Source organism: Vibrio sp. 10N.222.49.A3, from assembly GCF_041475145.1.
Lineage (GTDB): Bacteria > Pseudomonadota > Gammaproteobacteria > Enterobacterales > Vibrionaceae > Vibrio > Vibrio tasmaniensis_A.
Genome location: NZ_JBFRVM010000074.1, coordinates 37,830 through 56,937 on the forward strand (window position 1 = coordinate 37,830; position 19,108 = coordinate 56,937).

At 44.3% G+C, this 19,108-nt stretch carries 19 protein-coding genes; 4 read left to right on the forward strand and 15 right to left on the reverse strand.

Annotated elements, in window-relative coordinates:
• Positions 1-179 precede the first annotated feature (179 nt).
• Together fadJ and fadI are read right to left on the reverse strand one after the other, a co-directional pair.
• Complete coding sequence (fadJ, locus tag AB4589_RS13750; protein ID WP_269337136.1) at positions 180-2,426, reverse strand: fatty acid oxidation complex subunit alpha FadJ; 2,247 nt, start codon at positions 2,424-2,426, stop codon at positions 180-182.
• Entirely contained in the window at positions 2,426-3,733 is a 1,308-nt protein-coding gene (gene fadI, locus AB4589_RS13755) for an acetyl-CoA C-acyltransferase FadI (RefSeq protein WP_372100822.1), read from the reverse strand. Before fadI ends, fadJ begins: the two co-directional genes overlap by 1 nt.
• A 559-nt stretch (positions 3,734-4,292) precedes the next feature.
• On the opposite strand from fadI, the gene AB4589_RS13760 reads away from it, so the two are divergent.
• From AB4589_RS13760 to AB4589_RS13775, 4 genes are all read left to right on the forward strand, one after another.
• Entirely contained in the window at positions 4,293-4,841 is a 549-nt protein-coding gene (locus tag AB4589_RS13760; RefSeq protein WP_009848515.1) for a sigma-70 family RNA polymerase sigma factor, read from the forward strand.
• Positions 4,834-5,562 (forward strand): DUF3379 domain-containing protein, encoded by a 729-nt coding sequence (locus AB4589_RS13765; RefSeq protein WP_371707236.1) that lies wholly within the window; start codon positions 4,834-4,836, stop codon positions 5,560-5,562. Before AB4589_RS13760 ends, AB4589_RS13765 begins: the two co-directional genes overlap by 8 nt.
• Before the next feature lie 297 nt (positions 5,563-5,859).
• On the forward strand, positions 5,860-7,113 hold the full coding sequence (locus tag AB4589_RS13770) for an outer membrane protein transport protein (RefSeq protein ID WP_135384028.1): 1,254 nt from the start codon (positions 5,860-5,862) through the stop codon (positions 7,111-7,113).
• Between the two features lie 296 nt (positions 7,114-7,409).
• Positions 7,410-8,690 (forward strand): outer membrane protein transport protein, encoded by a 1,281-nt coding sequence (locus AB4589_RS13775; protein WP_135381269.1) that lies wholly within the window; start codon positions 7,410-7,412, stop codon positions 8,688-8,690.
• Positions 8,691-8,804: 114 nt separating this feature from the next.
• Here the strand turns inward: AB4589_RS13775 and AB4589_RS13780 are convergent, their stop codons facing one another.
• The 13 genes from AB4589_RS13780 to AB4589_RS13840 all read right to left on the reverse strand — a co-directional run.
• Positions 8,805-9,590, reverse strand: coding sequence for a VacJ family lipoprotein (locus AB4589_RS13780; protein WP_009848519.1), 786 nt, complete (start codon positions 9,588-9,590; stop codon positions 8,805-8,807).
• Positions 9,591-9,708: 118 nt separating this feature from the next.
• Positions 9,709-10,929, reverse strand: coding sequence for a c-type cytochrome biogenesis protein CcmI (ccmI, locus tag AB4589_RS13785; protein ID WP_012603452.1), 1,221 nt, complete (start codon positions 10,927-10,929; stop codon positions 9,709-9,711).
• The gene (locus tag AB4589_RS13790) at positions 10,929-11,417 is read right to left on the reverse strand and encodes a cytochrome c-type biogenesis protein (protein WP_009848521.1); all 489 of its coding nucleotides are present in this window, start codon (positions 11,415-11,417) and stop codon (positions 10,929-10,931) included. The genes ccmI and AB4589_RS13790 overlap by 1 nt, the downstream gene beginning before the upstream one ends.
• The gene (locus AB4589_RS13795) at positions 11,414-11,965 is read right to left on the reverse strand and encodes a DsbE family thiol:disulfide interchange protein (RefSeq protein WP_009848522.1); all 552 of its coding nucleotides are present in this window, start codon (positions 11,963-11,965) and stop codon (positions 11,414-11,416) included. The genes AB4589_RS13790 and AB4589_RS13795 overlap by 4 nt, the downstream gene beginning before the upstream one ends.
• A 5-nt stretch (positions 11,966-11,970) precedes the next feature.
• On the reverse strand, positions 11,971-13,941 hold the full coding sequence (locus AB4589_RS13800; protein WP_009848523.1) for a heme lyase CcmF/NrfE family subunit: 1,971 nt from the start codon (positions 13,939-13,941) through the stop codon (positions 11,971-11,973).
• Positions 13,938-14,420, reverse strand: coding sequence for a cytochrome c maturation protein CcmE (ccmE, locus tag AB4589_RS13805; RefSeq protein ID WP_009848524.1), 483 nt, complete (start codon positions 14,418-14,420; stop codon positions 13,938-13,940). The genes AB4589_RS13800 and ccmE overlap by 4 nt, the downstream gene beginning before the upstream one ends.
• Positions 14,417-14,623, reverse strand: a complete 207-nt coding sequence (gene ccmD / locus AB4589_RS13810; protein WP_009848525.1) for a heme exporter protein CcmD — start codon at positions 14,621-14,623, stop codon at positions 14,417-14,419. The genes ccmE and ccmD overlap by 4 nt, the downstream gene beginning before the upstream one ends.
• A gap of 14 nt (positions 14,624-14,637) precedes the next feature.
• On the reverse strand, positions 14,638-15,378 hold the full coding sequence (locus AB4589_RS13815) for a heme ABC transporter permease (RefSeq protein WP_009848526.1): 741 nt from the start codon (positions 15,376-15,378) through the stop codon (positions 14,638-14,640).
• Positions 15,379-15,552: 174 nt separating this feature from the next.
• On the reverse strand, positions 15,553-16,221 hold the full coding sequence (gene ccmB / locus AB4589_RS13820; protein WP_009848527.1) for a heme exporter protein CcmB: 669 nt from the start codon (positions 16,219-16,221) through the stop codon (positions 15,553-15,555).
• 1 nt (position 16,222) lies between these two features.
• On the reverse strand, positions 16,223-16,840 hold the full coding sequence (gene ccmA / locus AB4589_RS13825; RefSeq protein WP_012603450.1) for a cytochrome c biogenesis heme-transporting ATPase CcmA: 618 nt from the start codon (positions 16,838-16,840) through the stop codon (positions 16,223-16,225).
• A gap of 278 nt (positions 16,841-17,118) precedes the next feature.
• On the reverse strand, positions 17,119-17,631 hold the full coding sequence (locus tag AB4589_RS13830) for a DUF2802 domain-containing protein (RefSeq protein WP_009848529.1): 513 nt from the start codon (positions 17,629-17,631) through the stop codon (positions 17,119-17,121).
• On the reverse strand, positions 17,631-18,125 hold the full coding sequence (locus tag AB4589_RS13835) for a chemotaxis protein CheW (protein WP_372100825.1): 495 nt from the start codon (positions 18,123-18,125) through the stop codon (positions 17,631-17,633). Before AB4589_RS13835 ends, AB4589_RS13830 begins: the two co-directional genes overlap by 1 nt.
• A gap of 70 nt (positions 18,126-18,195) precedes the next feature.
• The coding region (locus AB4589_RS13840) for a chemotaxis protein CheW (protein WP_372100827.1) at positions 18,196-19,108 on the reverse strand (913 nt) is incomplete at its 5' end.

The following is a 19,108-nucleotide window of genomic DNA, read 5'->3' on the forward strand; positions in this document are numbered from 1 at the left end:
CATCTTCCTAATCAACACAATAACTTACTTTTTAAATCTCAATCGTCATTCCCGAGAAGGAGGAACGACTGAATCGGGAATCTCCTTTCTTTTGCATACTCCCATAAAAATGAAGCCCGCATCAATTGCTTGATACGAGCTTTATAATCAAAGTGCTAGAAAATTACTAATAAAAAGCGTTACTTGTAGAAAGACTCATCCAACCCAGCACGTGTCAGTAGGCCATCACATGGCGCAAAACGATCACCGTACTTCTTAGCGAAATCATTCATCATCTCTACCAGTGACTTAATACCAATTTGATCCATATAACGGAACGGACCACCTAGGAATGGCGGGAAGCCGATACCGAAAATAGCACCAATATCGCCATCTCGCGGGCTACGGATAATGCCATCATCCAAACAACGAACCGCTTCGTTGAGCATCGGTAACACACAACGCATTGCGATGTCGTTGTCGCTTAGCTTAGGTTCAGGTTGCAGTTTAAGCAGTTTGTATACTGACTTATCGACTTCCTTCTTTTTACCTTTGTAAGTGTAGAAACCTTTGCCACTCTTACGGCCTTTACGGTTGTCATTCAAAAGAATGTCGAACACATCAGGGCCTTGGAAACGTTCGCCTAATTCATTAACTAGAATCGGGATGATCTTCGCACCGATATCAACACCGACTTCGTCTAACAAAGTAATTGGGCCAACCGGGAAACCAAAGTCCAGCAACGTGCTGTCGAGCTTTTCAATCGGCTCATTTGCCAATAACAGATGCGCAGCTTCATTCATGTATGGAGCAAGAATACGGTTTACGTAGAAGCCAGCCGTATCTTTAACAACAATCGGTGTTTTACCTTGCTTCTTCGCTAATGCAACAACCGTCGAAATCGTCTCTTCTGACGTTGTTTCATGAGGAATAACTTCTACTAGCGGCATTTTTTCTGCTGGGCTGAAGTAGTGAAGACCGACTACGTTTTCTGGTCGCTGCGCCTTCTCTGCAATCTTATGGATTGGCAGTGAAGACGTGTTGGTCGCAAAGATAGTCTCTGACTTGGCATTGGCTTCAATGTCTGCAACCATTGATTGCTTAAGGTCGAGATCTTCAAATACCGCTTCAATCACCACATCCGTGTGGTTAAAACTCGTAAAGTCGATGCCACCAGACAGTTGTAACATCTTACTCTCAAGGCCAGCTCGGCTCAGAATACGACGTTTACGTTGCTTATCGAACAACTTGTAATTGTAGTTAAGTGCATTGAGCACACCTTCATTAGACACATCTTTAATACGAACCGGTACTTTCGCTTTAGCAACACTGACGTGGCTGATACCAGCGCCCATTAGACCGCCACCTAGCACACCAACACGCTTAACCGCTTTTGGTTCTGCGTCTGCGCCATGTTCTTTTTTCATTTCAGTGGTGGCAAAGAAAATCGAACGAAGGGCTTTGGATTCTGCGGTCATCACCAATTCAGAGAAACGCTTCGCTTCGTACTGAAGACCTTTATCAAAGCCGTTCTCTAAGCCATAACGAATCACATCAAGAATCGCATCAGCGGCTGGGTAATTACCGCGTGTTTTCTGATTGGTCTTCTTTGAAGCCTGTTCAAAAATAACCTTGCGACCAAGACCCGTACGTGAAATTAGTTTTTCTTTGGCCGAAGCTTGGCTTTTAGACGCCAAGCGCTTACCTTTTTTCCCGCCTGAGTTCTTTTCAACAAAGCTCTTAGCCACTTCCAGCAAGATAGTTTCTGGCACACAAGCATCCACGACACCTAGCGATTTCGCTTTCTTAGCGCGCAGCTGTTTACCCGTAAGAATAAGGTCAAGAGAAGGCAGTAAACCGATAAGACGAGGAAGACGTTGCGTACCACCAGATCCTGGTAACAGACCAAGTTGGACTTCTGGCAGACCTAAGCGAGTCTTATCTGAATCAGTACATACGCGGTAATCACACGATAGTGCCAGCTCTAAGCCACCACCTAAACATGGGCCGTGAATCGCTGCAACAACAGGATAAGGCAAATCAGAAAGTGCTTGGAACATCTCCTGCCCCTGACGAGCAAGAGATTGTGCTTCATCAGCCGTTTTGCAGGCATCAAGCATTCGAACATCAGCACCAGCAATAAAATTATCTGGCTTCAATGAATGAACGATTAAGCCTTTAACTCGGCTTTGCTTTTCTTTGAGTTGCTCGAAGATTGCTTTCATTTCTTCGGCAAACGCCGCTTGTAGCGTGTTCATTTTTTCGTTTGGTACATCGATCGCAAGCCATGCAATATCTTGGTCATCGATAGTTAAAGAAAACGCGGTCGCCGGTTTTACCGCTTCATCGTTTGAAACCGTCTTATCACTTTTAGATACAGTTACTGGCTTTGAATCCGTTTTTTTGACTGCTTTCTTTTCTTTTTTCACATCAAGAGTCGTAGACATTATTCCACCTCCAAGATCATTGCTGCACCTAAGCCACCAGCCGCACAAGCAGTATTCAATGCTAGGCCACCACCACGACGTTTAAGTTCACGCAGTGTCTGAGTCATCATACGCGCGCCAGTCGCTGCAAACGGGTGTCCGTAAGCAATTGAGCTACCCAGCACGTTGAACTTCTCCATATCAATCTCTCCGATCGCTTTGTCACGGCCAAGATTCTTCTGAGCAAATTCATCGCTTGCGAACATTTTGACGTTAGCCAGAACTTGAGCTGCAAACGCTTCATGCATCTCGATAAGTGTTAGGTCTGATAATTCTAGTCCTGTGTTCTTCAATACTTGAGAGGTCGCGTACGTCGGCCCCATCAGCATATCCGTTTCAACACCAATCGCTGAGAACGCGTAACCACGAATGTAACCAAGCACTTCTAAGCCTAGCTCTTTCGCTTTTCCTTCGCGCATCAACATCACTGCGGCACCGCCATCGGTAAGAGGCGTGGCATTGGCTGCTGTTACACTGCCGTATTGTCTGTCGAATGCAGGGCGCAATTTAGCGTAACCTTCAACCGTCGAGTCGTGGCGAATGTTGTTGTCTTCTGCTAGGTACTTTTTATAAGGCGCGGGGAATGCCGTCATCACTTCGTCTTTACTCTTGCCTTCTTTCCATGCTTGAGAAGCCAAAGAGTGAGAACGGTGAGCAAGTGCATCTTGAGCTTCGCGAGTAATACCATGTGTCTTAGCCATCTGCTCAGCAGTTTGTCCCATAGACAAACCTGTCGAGTATTCTGCGACTGCTGGTGGTACTGGCATCAAATCTTTGACTGAAAATGTTTTAAGAATCTTCAGTTTTTGACCTATGGTTTTCGTTTTACTCAGTGCTAATAAATTCGCCGCTAACTTTTTCGAAACACCGATTGGCAATACAGAAGAAGAATCCGCGCCGCCCGCAATACCAACATCAATCGTGCCAGCCATAATGCTCTCGGTCACGTTGACTGCAGCTTGGAAGCTAGTCGCACATGCTCGCGTCACACTGTAGGCATCAGTATTAATGTCCATACCTGTACCCAGCACGATTTCACGTGCAATGTTCGGTGCTTCTGGCATTTGCACTACTTGGCCGAACACGACTTGTTCGATAAGCGCAGGATCGACATCAGTTCTTGCAAGCATTTCGCTCACCACCATTTTGCCTAGGTCAACCGCAGGCACTTGGCTAAATTCTGTGCTCTGACGAGCGAATGGGGTTCGTAGTCCAGCGACAACGGCAACACGTTCTCCAGAACGCGTTTTGACTTCCTGTTTGCCCATGGTTTCTCCTTAAGGTTAAGAGGTCTGACCTGAAGCATTGTAAACAAGTTGTTAATTAAATCAAACAGGCGTTTAAATAAACGTGATACGAGTATCCCACTGCTTGAAAATCTAACTGAACATTCAGGCGAACCTTTTTGAGGGAAAGGTTGTCGTAAGATACTAAACTATTGCAAGCAAAGCTGTTATCGCTATGTAAGGGATGTTTTTCTTAAGGCAAAAAAAAACCACACAAAACTGTGTGGTCGGAATGTATATAAAGCAATTAACTTAACGCCAATTGAAATAATCAGTTTCCTGATTAGGAGAAAGTAAAGTCAGCCTTCAAAAGGAAGTGTCGTCTTGCTCAACATGCTAGCCACGAATGACTAACTAGACGACAAGGTGTACTATAGCGTTTTCGAGGGCTTAAATTTTGAAGTAGATCAATTTTAATGTGATTTTACGACTTCCTGCCGACGTTAGCCCTAAAAACGAAACAGCATATATAACGAAGCACAACGTATAGAAGACAGCTATACGCAGAGCAATTATGGAGGCTCGTGTGTCAATAATAAAAATGTTTGGAAAGAAAACAGCCAAGCGTCCGGTCAACTCTGATATGGACAAACAAAGAAAATACGAAGCACTCGTGCGCGCCTATCATCGTGACCTCTTTCGCTATGCCTATTGGCTATGCAAAGACAAAAGCATTGCCGAAGATTTAGTTCAAGAAACTTGCCTTCGTGCATGGAAGTCACTCGATAGCCTACAAGATGAAAAAGCCGCAAAGTCATGGCTGATTACTATCTTGCGCCGCGAGAATGCTCGACGTTTTGAACGCAAACAATTTGATCTGGTTGATATCGACGATCATGGTAACGATGCTAGCATCAGTGATGACCCACATCATCAACACCAATGGTTGCAAGCGCAGATCATGAAACTTGAAATCGAATACCGTGAACCCCTCTTCTTACAAGTGATTGGTGGTTTTAGTGGTGATGAGATCGCCGATATTCTCGATCTTAACAAAAATACGGTGATGACACGTTTATTCAGAGCTCGAAATCAGTTGAAAGAGATGCTGGATACAGAAGAGGCAGAGAGGGGGCAACATAATGGATGATTTGGAATTTCGTCGTCGTGTATTGTCGGAACCTAAGCAACGTACACAAGACATTATTGATGCAGCAGCGAATAGTGAAGCCAATAGTAATTTCTTAGACGATGTACTATCACTTGATAAGCAAATCCATTCAGCATTGAATGTGGATGTGCCAGACGATCTTGCTGATCGTATTCTGTTCAATCAGACCTCAAGCGAAGAAAGCAAAGTAGTAAGGCCTACGTTTGCGAGACGAGCAATGGCAATGGCTGCCTCGGTGGCATTTGTTGCTGGTTTATTAGTTGGCCAAGTGAATTGGGGAAATGCATTCGTTTCACCTGCGCAAGCTAGTTTAGTTGATACGGCGATGAAGCATGTTGTTGATGAGAAGAGCTTTGTTAGTAACATCGATGAACAGGTCACATCGCAGCAGATCAATGCAAAAATGAATCCATTTGCTTTTCAGTTTGATGATGCTTTCCCTTACCACGTCTATTACCTGAACCACTGTGGTTTTGGCAAATCCAACGCAATGCACATGGTTTTCCAAGGCGAAAAAGGCAAAGTCACGCTGTTTTTAACTGGCATTCCGACTGACAAGTCTATCGACTTTGATGAAAAAGGCATGTCAGGCTCGGTAACACCGATCGATGGCAGCAGTTTGATCCTTGTAGGGGAAGATGGCGAGGATGTCTCTAAAATCGCCGAAAAGCTGACAAAAATGATCAAACCAATGAGCTAATTTGCTCTCAAAGCCCCGTAACAAAAGGCCCAGCAAGTATACTACTGATATTGCTGGGCTTTGCTTATCAATAATCCATAAAACCATTCACCACGCCAACACCTCTAGAGTTAAAACTCTAAAAAACAGCATTTCTCTCCATTTTCGTGCCAGATAGGCGTCATTTCCATAATTTTACCCTCAAAATTTCCAATGGTCGGATTTGTATATCGTATACTTCCGAATAGGATCAGCCACCATTGAGCAATTGCTCAAATTAATCGCCCTGTAGAGGCGGATATATAAAGGAATAAATGAATGACTACCAACAACACGCGTCTGTTTAAAAAGTCTCTTTTAGCAGTAACAATTACACTGGCGTCTTCGCAAGCGATGGCAGCAGGTTTCCAACTTAACGCACAATCAGCAACCGGCATCGGCCGTGCTTTTGCTGGTGATGCAGTAATCGCAGATAACGCGTCAGTAATGGCACGTAACCCTGCAGCAATGGCACTATTTGATAAAACTGAGCTATCTCTTGGTTTTGAAAGCATCACTTCAATGATTGAAGTCAACGACGTTAACTACGTTGGTGGCAAAGTTCCGGTAAATAATACTGATGATGTAGGTGACACATCAATCGCGCCTAACATCCACCTTATCGTTCCAGTAAATGATAAATTTGCTTGGGGTATCAATGCCTACTCAAACTTCGGTACTAAAACAGAGTTTGACGACAACTATCCGGCAGCTGAGTACGGCGGCTTAACTGATGTTAAGAGCGTTAACTTTGGTCTTGCTGGTTCTTACCGACTAGACGACCAATGGAGCTTCGGTGCAGGTTTAGACCTTATTTATGGTCAAGGTACGATGAAACGTACCGCTGGCGCTGGTTTTGGCCCTGGAGATGCATCTAAGGGAATTCCACCGGCAGGCACTCCTTTATTAAACGTCGACAAAGCTGATGGTTGGGCTGTTGGCTTTAACGTTGGTACTGTTTATGAGCTAGATGAAAACAACCGTTTTGGTCTATCTTACCGTTACAGCCCTGAAATCACCGCTAAAGATGACAAGGGCCAAGAAATCACGCTACCACTACCAGACATCGCTGAATTCTCTGGTTTCCACAAAATTGAAGATACTAAGTTCGCAGTTCACTACTCTGTACAGTGGATCGGCTGGGGTGATTTCGACCAGATCGAATTCCAAAACCTATCTCAAGGTGCGATCAAAGGCGCTTACAATAAGGAATACAAATGGCAAGATGGTTGGCACTACGCAATTGGTGGTACTTACTACCTAAACGATACGTGGACACTACGTACCGGTTACATGTATGACACCAGTGCGCAAGACGAACTGACATCTATCTCTGTTCCGGATTCAGACCGTCAGTGGTTCTCTGCTGGTTTCACTTACCACATTGATACCGCTTCAAACGTAGACTTCGGCTTTACATACTTGTTAGGTGACGATGTGAAGGTTTCAGAAACCTCTTCAGGTACGCCACTAACAGCGACGACACATGCTGATGCAATCCTATTAGGTCTTCAGTACAGCCGCAGCTTCTAATATAAAGTTAGCTATAATCCCAAAGGGTCGCATTATGCGACCCTTTTTTGTTTTCCTAAACCACTGACCAACCTAAATTTAAGCTTACAACTGTAGCCTGCAGAGCAAATATACAGCTACAGGTGTACGCTCAAACTTCGCAACACAGCCGAAACATTTAGATGATTTCTCTAATAATTAAACACATTTGCTCATTTAATCCCTAAAACACTGTTTTATTCGAATTTCATTTTTAAAGTAATAACTCTAAAAGTAGAATCACGCCACTAAATACTTATGATTCAGTGAACATAATAATGAAAATGAATAAAACTCTTCTATCTGCTGCAGTGGCAGTTGGATTACTTTCGACTTCTACCGTAACTAACGCGGCAGGTTTTCAACTAGCAGAATACTCAGCAACAGGCTTAGGCCGTGCTTACGCTGGTGAAGCAGCAATGGCTGACGGTGCAGACGCGCAATGGCGTAACCCTGCTATGCTGACTTACCTAGAAGGCACACAGGTTTCTGTTGGTGGTATCTACGTTGACCCAAATATTGATATTGAAGGGACTTCTACAACTCGCAGTGGTACAACAGCATCAAACTCTAGTGACTTCGCGCACAGTGCTTTTATTCCAAACTTTTATGCTTCTCATAAGTACAACGAAAAATTTGCGTTGGGTTTTGCTGCAGGCACAAACTACGGTATGGCAACGGACCTAGGTAAAGACTTCGGCGGTGCAAACCATGGTAACGAAGCAAGTGTGACTACTATGGAGCTGAACCTGAATGCTGCATACCAAGTGCTAGAGAGTGTTTCTATTGGTGGTGGTGTACGTTACATCATGGCTGAAGGTAGCTTTGGTGCGACTGCTGCTTCTACTTTACCTGTGGGAACAACTCTGAAATACATGGAAGGTGATGATACAGCATGGGGTTGGCAAGTTGGTACCGCTTGGGATATTAATGAAGACAACCGCCTTGGCTTTACCTACAAATCAGAAGTTGACCTGACTTTAGAAGGTTACGCTAAGGGTATTGGCTTCAACCCAACAAACCCAGTAGCGCACAAGAGTGGTTCAATGGATCTCGCTCTTCCGGCAACAGCAGAACTTGCAAGTTTCCATCAACTGACAGACACAGTAGCGGTTCACGCGAGTATTAACTGGACAAACTGGAGCAGCTTTAAAGAGCTTGTTGCTGATTTCCCTGGCGAAAAAAGCGTAGAGATCAAGCAAGAGAACTGGGAAGACAACTACCGTTTTGCTATCGGTACCACTTACCAAATGACGCCTAAGCTAGCACTACGTTCTGGTATCGCATATGACACATCAGCGGTAAGTACAGAACACCGCACTGCGACGATTCCAGAAACAGACCGTACTTGGTTAAGTATCGGTGCGGGCTACCAATGGTCTGAGCAGCTAACTCTGGATGCTGGCTTCACTTACATTCTAGCGAAAGACGCGAAAATGCATGAATCAGATCCAGGAACACAACAAAAACCTGGAGCGGATGCCTTTGGTGGCCGTTTCGACGGCGAGGTTTCAGGCAGCATCTGGTTAGTCGGTATCCAAGCTAACTACCGCTTCTAGGCTAGTTACCTAATTATCTACTTACCGAAAGGTAGAAAAGTAGAAAGCATTAAAAAGGCTCGATGTTGAATTAACATCGAGCCTTTCTCTTATCTGCTTATCTAAGCTTTGTCTCTAGTAATCTTCGAGATACTCATCAATGAAATCTTCTTCCTCAAGATCAACCTCTTCTGGCTCGATCTCAGCTTTAAAATCTTGACGTTGGATGTAAATATCACGAGTCAAAGCATATGGATCTGGAGAGTCATCTAATAAGGCTTCTTGCGAGGCCAACTGAGCGCGTGTTTCCATACCTTCAAAGGCCCACTTGCCTAACTTTGCCCAGAAGGTAAACAGAGACAAAGGTACGTATAAGCTATCCACTTGCTCTGTTACTTGTCGAGTCGTCACAGGGCCATATCCCGGCAGCATAAAATACGGTCCATTCCCAACCCCATAATGACCAATCGCATCAGAAAACGACTTTTCGTCATATTTGGTGATCCCCGCTTCGCTAGCAATATCAATCAGACCAAGAAGACCAAAGGTAGAGTTAATCCAAAAACGATTGAAATGATCAAGCGCTTTCCCACCATTACCCATAATGAGATTGTTGAGCATACTTGATGGCTCATCTAAGTTGGCTAAAAAATTGGAAATACCAGATCGAATTGGTACAGGGGTATAGTCAACATAGGCAAGAGAAACAGGTCGAACCAAATAAGGGTCGAGATACTCGTAGTTGATATCCCACATCGCTCGGTTGAAACCTTCAAAAGGGTCGTTCGGATGGGACTCTTCGACATATTCAGAGGTTTCGAGGTTATCACCGCCATTGCTTTCATCTGGTACGCTCGAACAACCTACCGTTAAGCTTGCGATGAAGAGTAAACTCGAAAGTCTTAAAACACTGATAGACATATCACCTTTTCCATAAGGAATAATAAAAAAGGCCAGCAATCGCTGGCCTCAATTGGTTGCGTAAGTCTATACCGTTTTTTAATAAATCGGAATAGCTAACACCTATGCAAAGTAATGATTAATATTGCTTATTGATATCAATGGTAACTGGGGCACCCAGTTCAACCACTTCACTTTCACCGTACCAATCACCGTCTCGAGTTGAAACGTTACCATCTGTATCAAGCCTAGCTCTAACCATTAGAGTTTCAAGGCTGGACAGTTTCTGTCCTTCCAACATGCTGTTGCCATCATCAAGAACGACAGTACGAGGGAAAGTTCCTAGCGGATAACGAGCCGCAGCAATCGGCATTGGTGAGCCGTCTGCTCTGTGCACTGATACAACTAACACTGAACTAGGGGCAGCATTTACATCACCAGATAACTCAAGCGTTACAGCAACAGTTTTACCTTGGTCAACGCCCATAGCATTGCCCATTTTCTTCTGTGCACTTTCGATACTGCGCGATAACATTTCATAGCGACTGTCTTGTGGACCAATCATCTGTTGCATGATGCTCCAGTACTTAACAGCACCTGGGTAGTCTTGACGCTCAAACGCATCAAACGCTAGCAACGAGAACACACGAAGATCAACATAGTCGTTTTGAATCAAACGGCTCAAAATTAAACGAGCTTGGTTTTGATCCGCATCATCAGGTGAAAGCATCAATGCTTGTGCATAACCTAGCTGAACATCTTCATTCTTTGGCTCAAGCTTGTAAGCTCTTTGCATCGAATCTTTCGCAGTTTCCGCGTCGCGGTTAGCCAATGCAATACGACCTAATAGTAACCAACCTGTCGAATCTTTTGGTTGATAGTGCAGACGAGTACGAAGTGCCAGAGTCAAATCTTCTAGTTCATCATCCGTTAATGCACCACCTTCCGATGACATTAGCTTTTTAGACAACTCAGGAAGGTTTGAACTCACTTCTTGCCAGTGTTGGACTTTATCCAGAGCACCAAACTGAAAGTACATACCATATGTAACAACCACGACTAGGACAATAGATGGTACTACGACGCCCAATGTTGAGATTTGGGTCTTCTTCATCTCTTTCTGCGCAGGTACATCATCAAGTAGAGACTGTTTCAAATCAGCGATCAGCTCTTGTTGGTTATCAACAAGGCCTTCTTCTGCTTCTACTTCGAGCTCAACGAGACGATCTTTATAGAATGCTTTGTTCAACTCGTCGCGAAGCATTTCATCATTGTTCGCCTTCTTATTTATGAAGGGCAGAACAATTAAGAAAATAGCTGCTAGCGAAAGGATAATGGTAGAAATCCAAAATAGAGTCATTACTTCTTATCTCCGTCGTTCTCTTCATCGAGTAACGCTTTTAAACGAGCTTCTTTGTCTGCATCCCAGTCTTTATCTGACTCTACTGCTTTCGACTTTGACTTTCGGCTTCGTAAAATGATCAAACCGAAACCAAACACGACTACCGCAAACGGACCAACCCAAAGGATTGATGTGGCTAATGTGAGTGGTGGGTTGTAAGTAACAAAGTTACCGTAGCGAGCAATCATGTAATCAATGATGTCTTGCTTCGACTTGCCATCTTTTGTCATTTCATACACTTTTTGGCGTAAATCAACCGCAAGCTCTGCGTTCGAATCACCAATGGTGTTGTTCTGACATTTAGGGCAACGCAGCGTGTTGCTTAGCTCTTTGAACTGCTGCTCTTGATCAACGGTATCAAATTCATGAAATTCGATAGGCGCAGCAGAAACAGTCGCCGAAATAGCAAATGTAGCGAATAGAGCAATCAGTGTCTTCTTAATCATTTCGCTTCCTCCAACAACTCTTGGTACATCGGCTCAAGCGTCGATGCCCAGTTAGTTGGGTTCACGTCACCAACATGGCGATAACGAACTACGCCGTTAGCATCAATGAGGAAAGTCTCTGGAGCGCCATACACACCAAGGTCAAGACCTAGCATGCCGTTACCATCGAACAGGCTGATCAAGTATGGATTGCCCAGCTCTTTTAACCAACCTACCGCTTTATTGCGATCATCTTTGTAGTTAAGGCCAATAATCTTAACGCCTTGACCCGCTAACTTATTCAAGTAAGAGTGCTCTGCATAACAAGTAGGACACCAAGTCGCCCACACATTTAGAAGCAGTGGCTCACCTTTAAAGATAGCTTGATCATGGAACTTACCCGGTTGCTCTAAGTCTTCTAAACCGAACTCAGGTACTGGCTTACCAATCAATACCGATTCAAGTTTAGTCGGGTCATCACCCGACTGGTTACGCATCAATTGAGTCGCAAAGATTCCAGCTAGAACCATGAACGCAATCAATGGAATGAATAAAATCTTCTTGTTCATTCGAATTAAGCCTCCTGCTCTTTAGTAGACTTTTTCGTTGGCTTACGGAAGCGGTAACGACGGTCACTGATAGCAATAACACCACCAATCGACATAATCAGAGAACCAGCCCAGATCCAACGTACAAATGGTTTGTAGTAGATACGCACAGCCCAAGATTTATTGTCGTCTAAACGCTCACCCATTGCGATGTAAAGGTCGCGCGTTACGCCACGATCAATCGCCGCTTCTGTCATCATCGACTTAGCGGTTGTGTAGAAACGTTTTTCAGCGTGAAGCGTGTTGATGTATTTGCCTTCTTTGGTAATTTCAAAGTCAGCAATGTAACCATCGTAGTTAGGGCCATCTTTGTCACGAACTCCTGTAAACAGGAAGCTGTACTCTTCAAGTTGGTAGCTTTCACCTGGCGCTAAGCGTACGTCACGTTCGATGCTGTAGTTTTGCACCATCGCAATACCAATCACTGTCACGGCCAAACCAATGTGACCACACATCATCGCCCAGTGGCTACGAGGTAGCTTAGTCAGGCCTTTCAGGAATGTATGACGGTGTGTCGCACGTTCATGAAGCTCAAAGCCATGCATGAAGATAATCCAGAATGCCATTACCCAACCGGCAAAAGCGGTACCGCTGAAACGGTCAGCCAAAATCGTAACCATTAGCGCACTTAAGCCCAGTGAGAATACACCTGAGATCAGCATAGGTTTAACGAGCTTAGATAGGTTGTCACGTTTCCAACGGATCAGTGGACCGATACCTAATAGGAACGAGAACGGGATCATTAACCAGAAGAACAACATATCAAAGAATGGTGCACCGATAGATACCGAGCCCAAGCCTAACTGTTTATGAACTAATGGCAGCAAGGTACCAACTAACACAACCACAAGTGCAGCAATCAATAGGATGTTGTTGCCGAGTAGCGCGTTTTCACGAGAAACCAAATCGAAGTTACCACGTACACGAACCGATGCGCCTTTAACAGCAAACAACAACAGTGAACCACCGATAACGAACACTAAGAAACCTAGAATAAACATACCACGGGCAGGATCCGACGCGAATGCGTGAACCGATACCAAGATGCCCGAACGAACTAAGAATGTACCTAGTAAGCTTAGTGAGAATGCAGAGATAGCCAGCAAGACTGTCCAAGCTTTAAATGTGCCACGCTTTTCGGTTACCGCTAGTGAGTGCATTAGAGCAGTACCAGCTAACCAAGGCATGAATGAAGCGTTTTCTACTGGATCCCAGAACCACCAGCCACCCCAGCCAAGTTCGTAGTAAGCCCACCATGAACCAAGTGCGATACCTACTGTTAGGAATAACCAAGCAGCGATTGTCCAAGGACGAGACCAACGAGCCCATGCCGTATCTAAACGACCGCTCATTAGAGAAGCGATTGCAAAAGAGAACGCTACCGAGAAACCTACATAACCCATGTAAAGCATTGGCGGGTGAATAATCAAACCCGGATCTTGCAGTAGTGGGTTCAAGTCACGGCCATCAACAGGGAAGAAAGGCAATGTACGTAAAAACGGGTTAGACGTTACGATAATGAACAGCAAGAAGCCGACAGTAATTAAACCCATAATCGCCAGTACGCGAGCCACAGACTCTTGAGGCATACCACGACTAAACGTTGCAACTGCTACCGTCCAACCCGCTTGGATTAGAACCCAAAGCAGTAGTGAGCCTTCATGAGCCCCCCAAACCGCGGTAATTCGGTAGTACCAAGGCAGTTGGCTATTCGAGTTACTTGCTACGTATTGAATCGTAAAATCATTTGTGTAGAACGCGTAACACAAGATAAAGAACGAAATCGCTAGGAATCCGAACATACCCCACGACAGCGGTCGTGCACTGTTCATCAATAATGTGTTATTTCGAGCGGCTCCATACAGTGGGAGCACGCTTAGCAGCAGTGCAAGTCCCAAAGACAGGATCATCGCAAAATGGCCGATCTCGGCTATCATTGAGCATTTCCTTCTTTTTGTTCAGTCGTGTATTGCAAAGGCTCATGAGTTTTCTTCATTGCTTCAGCAACTTCAGAAGGCATATATTCTTCATCGTGCTTTGCCAACACCTCAAACGCTTCAATTGTCGTTGCATCCTTAAGGACACCTTGAGCAACAATACCTTGGCCTTCACGGAAAAGATCAGGAAGGATGCCATCATATAGAATCGTCACTTTAGGGCCTACATCAGCCAAATCGAAGCTTACACGCAATGATTCATTGTCACGGCTTACAGAGCCGACTACAACCATGCCACCAATACGTAAGCGTTGACCCACTTCAGGTTTTTTACCATCTTTGCCGTTGACGAGCTCAGTTGGCGTGTAGAACAGATCCATGTTCTGGTTAAGTGCATAAACCATCAATCCAACAGTTGCACTGATACCAAAAAAGATCGCTAAGATAATGCCTAGCCTCTTTTTGCGTCTTGGGTTCATAGAGTGTTCTCCATATTTTTTGCTGCATCAATACGAGCTTGACGGTCAATCTTAGCTTGTACTTCATTTAATAATTGCTTACCACGACGAACGCTTACGACCAGTAAAATGATCATCGCGAGGAATGTGATTCCAAATGCACTCCATACATATGAGGCGTAGCCACCCATGGCAAAGAAATCACTCAGAGATTCAAAATACATAATTACCTACCCTACTACGCTTTATTAGCCGCTAGCTTGCGAACCCATGGACGGTGACTCTCTTTACTGATGATTTCGTTTCTAAAACGAACCATAGTCACAGCACCAAAGAAAAAGGCAAAACCGAAGATGTTAAGAAGAAGCGGCCATAGCATGTCACTTGAAATAGAAGGCTTATCAAACTTAGTAATTGTTGCGCCTTGGTGGAGTGTGTTCCACCACTCTACTGAAAAGTGAATGATAGGTAGGTTGATGACACCAACGATGGCCAAAATACCGGCTGCTTTTGCTGCGGTTTTTTGGTCGTCAAACGCATGGTGCAGTGCAATAACACCTAAATATAGGAATAGAAGAATCAGCTCTGAGGTTAAACGTGCATCCCAAACCCACCAAGCACCCCACATTGGTTTACCCCAAACAGCGCCAGTTAGTAACGCAATAAAGGTAAATACAGCACCGATAGGCGCCATAGCCAACGCAGCCATGTCTGACAGCCTTACCTGCCATACCAAACCGATAAAGGCGGCAATTGCCATCGACATGTATACACCCATAGACCAAATTGCAGACGGAACATGGATATAGATAATTCGGAAGCTATCGCCTTGCTGGTAATCAGAAGGGGCAAATGCAAGCCCCCATACAGTACCGGCGGATAGACACAATAGCGCTAGGATCGAAAACCATGGCAGAAGTTTACCAGCAAGCTGATAAGAGGTTTCTGCTTTGGCGTAGGGATGGAGCCATTTCCACATGTTGTAATCTCACTCTTACTTCATATTGCTTACAGCTATCACAGCTATAATTATTATAATTTATTTGGCTTACAGCTTCTTTCAGTGACTCTAGGAGTTTGAAGGCTTTAAATAGTTCACTTTGAACATGCAAAGTGCTGGTGAGTGCGTAGTTAATCTTAACCAGGTCATTAACTAGTTAACACTCACTCTCAGTGCTGCACTGATGGCAAATGGGGTGAGCGTCATCGCGCCCATTAACATTGCCCCTAACACCGCTAATTGTCCGTTATACGCAACGCCTAACGCTGCGGCATCAATCGCTGATGTAGCAAATATAAGAATTGGGATATACAACGGCAAAATAAGCAGACTTAACAGCACACCACCTTTTTGTAACCCAACCGTTAAAGCCACACCAATCGCACCAATAAAGCTTAATGCAGGCGTACCGACCGATAACGTTAAGACTACCGATAACCAAGTATCGAAATCCAAGGACAGCAGTACCGCCAACAACGGACTGATCAATATTAATGGTAACCCTGTCAATAACCAGTGCGCTATGACCTTGGACAAGACTACCAACTGCAACGGGATGGGCATCAACATCATCTGCTCAAGCGCGCCATCTTGAAAATCATCACGAAACAAACGCTCTAAAGAGAGCAATGCAGAAAGCAAAGCCGCTACCCAAACAATACCTGCAGCAATACGTGCAAGTAGGTTTGGCTCAGGGCCGATACTCAATGGGAAAAGGGTGATGACAATAATAAAAAACCACAGAGGGTTAAAGATATCGGCTTGGCGACGAAATGCGATCAATAGCTCACGTCGGATGATCGTTGTCATTGAAGAGATCATATTACTCACCCAACTTTATTTTTCTTAGTTTCGGGCTATCAGCAAACATATCTTGGTGTGTGGTTAATAACACAATGCCACCGTTATCTGCATGCTGAGAAAAAAGAGACTCCAAAACCTTAACACCCTGCTTGTCTATTGCAGTCAGCGGTTCGTCTAGAATCCATAACATTTGCTTACTTAACCACAGACGAGCCAATGCTACACGGCGCTGTTGACCCGCCGAAAGTTGACCTGCAGGCACATCTTCTCGTCCAGCAAGGCCGACTTGAGCCAATGCATTGTAAAGTTCTTCCTTACTCGTTCCACTGCTGTGAATCGATTGATAGAAGCTCAGGTTTTCATAGGCACTAAGCTCGCGTTTTACGCCAGTTTGGTGACCAAGAAAAAGCAAATTTTGGTGATACACATCTCGACTCGTTTCAATGGACTCACCATCCCAAGAGATAGTGCCTTCATCACGATCACCTAAGCCGGTGATAATCCTAAGGAGTGTCGTTTTCCCAGTACCGTTACGACCTTCAACTTGAACCAGCTCACCGGGTTTCAATTGAAAAGACAACGATTCAAACAGAACCCTGTCGTCACGAATAGCAGTTAAATTTGAGACTTCTAGCATAGGTAAATTTAGTCAAGTAATGAGAGGGCTATAGTAGCACACCAATAAGGTGACAAAACAGGACTAGGCGTTTTCGAAAGAACAAACTCCGTAAGAAACTGTTACCACCGCATCACAATTTACACATTTTCATCAACAAACAAGATATTGCATTAGATACAAACACTTATAAACATCGTTCTATATAGGTATAACAGGCACAAAAAAAGAAGCCGAAGCTTCTTTTAAGAGGTGTGCGTGATGAACATCAATTGCTCATTACGCAGTAAGCGCTAAATTTAACGACGTCGAGTCGGGTCTCTGCGATCACGAGAGGATGCAGGTTGTTCATCATACGATGAAGGGTTACTTCTTAACGAAGGGATTTTTTCCTTACCTGCGAGCTTATTCTGCAGAGACATCATCAGCTCAGCTTCTGCCTTAGGTAATTCACACTCTTCGATCAGTTCGTTTATCCCAGCACCAAGCTGAACCATTTTAGTTGCACGTGTATACAAACGCCCATCGGTGTCCGCATGTTCCAACTCAACAATACGTTCATTCAAGTGTTTTATCAGATCTTGCTGTTCCGTCACTTTCTGACCAAGGCCAACCACAACAGAGCGAACTTCAAGTAATTGCTTACTCGATTTTTGAAGCTCTTTATCCAAGTTACGAACTTGCAGGCGTGACGTATCGATCTGCTTTTGAATCGCACTTTTTACTTTGCTAATCAAAATCACGATGAATAACGTAAAAACCCCAACTCCGACTATCAGAGCAATAGGGTTTAAAGGAAGCGCTTCAAACATTACAGGTGAGCCATCTCATCCCATTCGTCTTCACTTAACAGCTTGTTCAGATCGACTAAGATAAGAAGCTTGCCATCACGGTTACTAACACCTTGGATGAACTTAGCACTTTCATCAGTACCAACACTTGGTGTCGTGTCGATCTCAGAAGAACGCAGGTAAACAACTTCAGCAACACTATCTACTAAAATGCCAATAACTTGACGCTCAGACTCAATAACGATAATGCGTGTGTTATCTGTGATTTCACCTTGCATCAAACCAAAACGAGAACGAGTGTCAATAACAGTAACAACGTTACCACGCAGGTTGATAATACCTAAAACGTAGTCTGGAGCACCCGGTACTGGAGCAATCTCGCTGTAACGCAATACTTCACGTACTTGCATTACATTGATGCCGTAAGTTTCTTCTTCTAGTTGAAATGTCACCCATTGAAGTACTTCATCATTTGTTTGATCTTTTCTTACTTCAACTTCACTTATATGAGACATAGATAATCCTCTTGCCGTCGTTACCGACCACTGTTGTTAACTTGATGCTTATATTGTACCAATCGTAGTACTAGCCCAATGCTTTTACGTCTAGCCCTGCATTTAGCATGGCGGTTAATGCTTCAACATGGATCAAAGCACACATTTTTTCTTTTACCATACCAGCGAGCCATGGCCGTTTCCCTGCCGTTTCTCGCCAGCGTACTTTATCTGTATTAAGCAGCTCGGTACCTTTAAGCTCTGTGCTCGCAAGCCCCCACAAGCTTTCGCCAAGCATGACTATATATTGATAATTTTCTTTATAATCATCACATAATAGCTTTTCAGGCATCACCCATTTGGCGGTATCAACCACGTCTAGCTTACTATCTCGATTAGTTTGCAACCCCAAATACCAAGCAGGTTTGCCAATAATATGACTTAACTCTTCAAGGCGATGAATACCCCCGAGCTCATCAAGTGGCACAGCAAACGTCACACCGTTCACATCAAAATACAGCACTTGAAAATCTTCAGTTCTAGCCGTCGTTTCCCATGATGTAAACTGACCGGCTCCACCAGCTTGAGTTTCAAGTTCGGTAAATGGCTCAATTTGAGGAGATTCAAGATCGGGTTCAGTAGCCTTAACTTCTACTTGCTCCGTCTCCAGCGATTCAGCTTGTAACTCTTCAATTTGCTGCGATTCAACAGGTGGCTCTACAGCAATTGATAAATCAGGTTCTGGAAGATCCCAATCTTGAATTTCAGGATCTACAGACTCTACTGCAGCGTCAAACATTTGCATGTCTGCCTGCTGAGCAATTTGCTGTGTGTTCCGATCCATCAACTCATCTAGATTCAGCTCATCGACAACATTAGTCGCTTCTAAACGACTCAGAAGTTTCTGAACATCCTCAAGATTCGGCACTTCAAATTCTGCAGCGCGTATTTCGGCGTAGCTTGAATAATGACTTGTCGTTAATTGTGGCTCTGGCTCTGGCTCT

Coding starts and splice junctions, on each gene's coding strand:
- fadJ (WP_269337136.1), bottom strand. CDS start 2,426: ATGTCTACGACTCTTGATGTGAAAAAAGAAAAGAAAGCAGTCAAAAAA.
- fadI (WP_372100822.1), bottom strand. CDS start 3,733: ATGGGCAAACAGGAAGTCAAAACGCGTTCTGGAGAACGTGTTGCCGTT.
- AB4589_RS13760 (WP_009848515.1), top strand. CDS start 4,293: ATGTTTGGAAAGAAAACAGCCAAGCGTCCGGTCAACTCTGATATGGAC.
- AB4589_RS13765 (WP_371707236.1), top strand. CDS start 4,834: ATGGATGATTTGGAATTTCGTCGTCGTGTATTGTCGGAACCTAAGCAA.
- AB4589_RS13770 (WP_135384028.1), top strand. CDS start 5,860: ATGACTACCAACAACACGCGTCTGTTTAAAAAGTCTCTTTTAGCAGTA.
- AB4589_RS13775 (WP_135381269.1), top strand. CDS start 7,410: ATGAAAATGAATAAAACTCTTCTATCTGCTGCAGTGGCAGTTGGATTA.
- AB4589_RS13780 (WP_009848519.1), bottom strand. CDS start 9,590: ATGTCTATCAGTGTTTTAAGACTTTCGAGTTTACTCTTCATCGCAAGC.
- ccmI (WP_012603452.1), bottom strand. CDS start 10,929: ATGACTCTATTTTGGATTTCTACCATTATCCTTTCGCTAGCAGCTATT.
- AB4589_RS13790 (WP_009848521.1), bottom strand. CDS start 11,417: ATGATTAAGAAGACACTGATTGCTCTATTCGCTACATTTGCTATTTCG.
- AB4589_RS13795 (WP_009848522.1), bottom strand. CDS start 11,965: ATGAACAAGAAGATTTTATTCATTCCATTGATTGCGTTCATGGTTCTA.
- AB4589_RS13800 (WP_009848523.1), bottom strand. CDS start 13,941: ATGATAGCCGAGATCGGCCATTTTGCGATGATCCTGTCTTTGGGACTT.
- ccmE (WP_009848524.1), bottom strand. CDS start 14,420: ATGAACCCAAGACGCAAAAAGAGGCTAGGCATTATCTTAGCGATCTTT.
- ccmD (WP_009848525.1), bottom strand. CDS start 14,623: ATGTATTTTGAATCTCTGAGTGATTTCTTTGCCATGGGTGGCTACGCC.
- AB4589_RS13815 (WP_009848526.1), bottom strand. CDS start 15,378: ATGTGGAAATGGCTCCATCCCTACGCCAAAGCAGAAACCTCTTATCAG.
- ccmB (WP_009848527.1), bottom strand. CDS start 16,221: ATGATCTCTTCAATGACAACGATCATCCGACGTGAGCTATTGATCGCA.
- ccmA (WP_012603450.1), bottom strand. CDS start 16,840: ATGCTAGAAGTCTCAAATTTAACTGCTATTCGTGACGACAGGGTTCTG.
- AB4589_RS13830 (WP_009848529.1), bottom strand. CDS start 17,631: ATGTTTGAAGCGCTTCCTTTAAACCCTATTGCTCTGATAGTCGGAGTT.
- AB4589_RS13835 (WP_372100825.1), bottom strand. CDS start 18,125: ATGTCTCATATAAGTGAAGTTGAAGTAAGAAAAGATCAAACAAATGAT.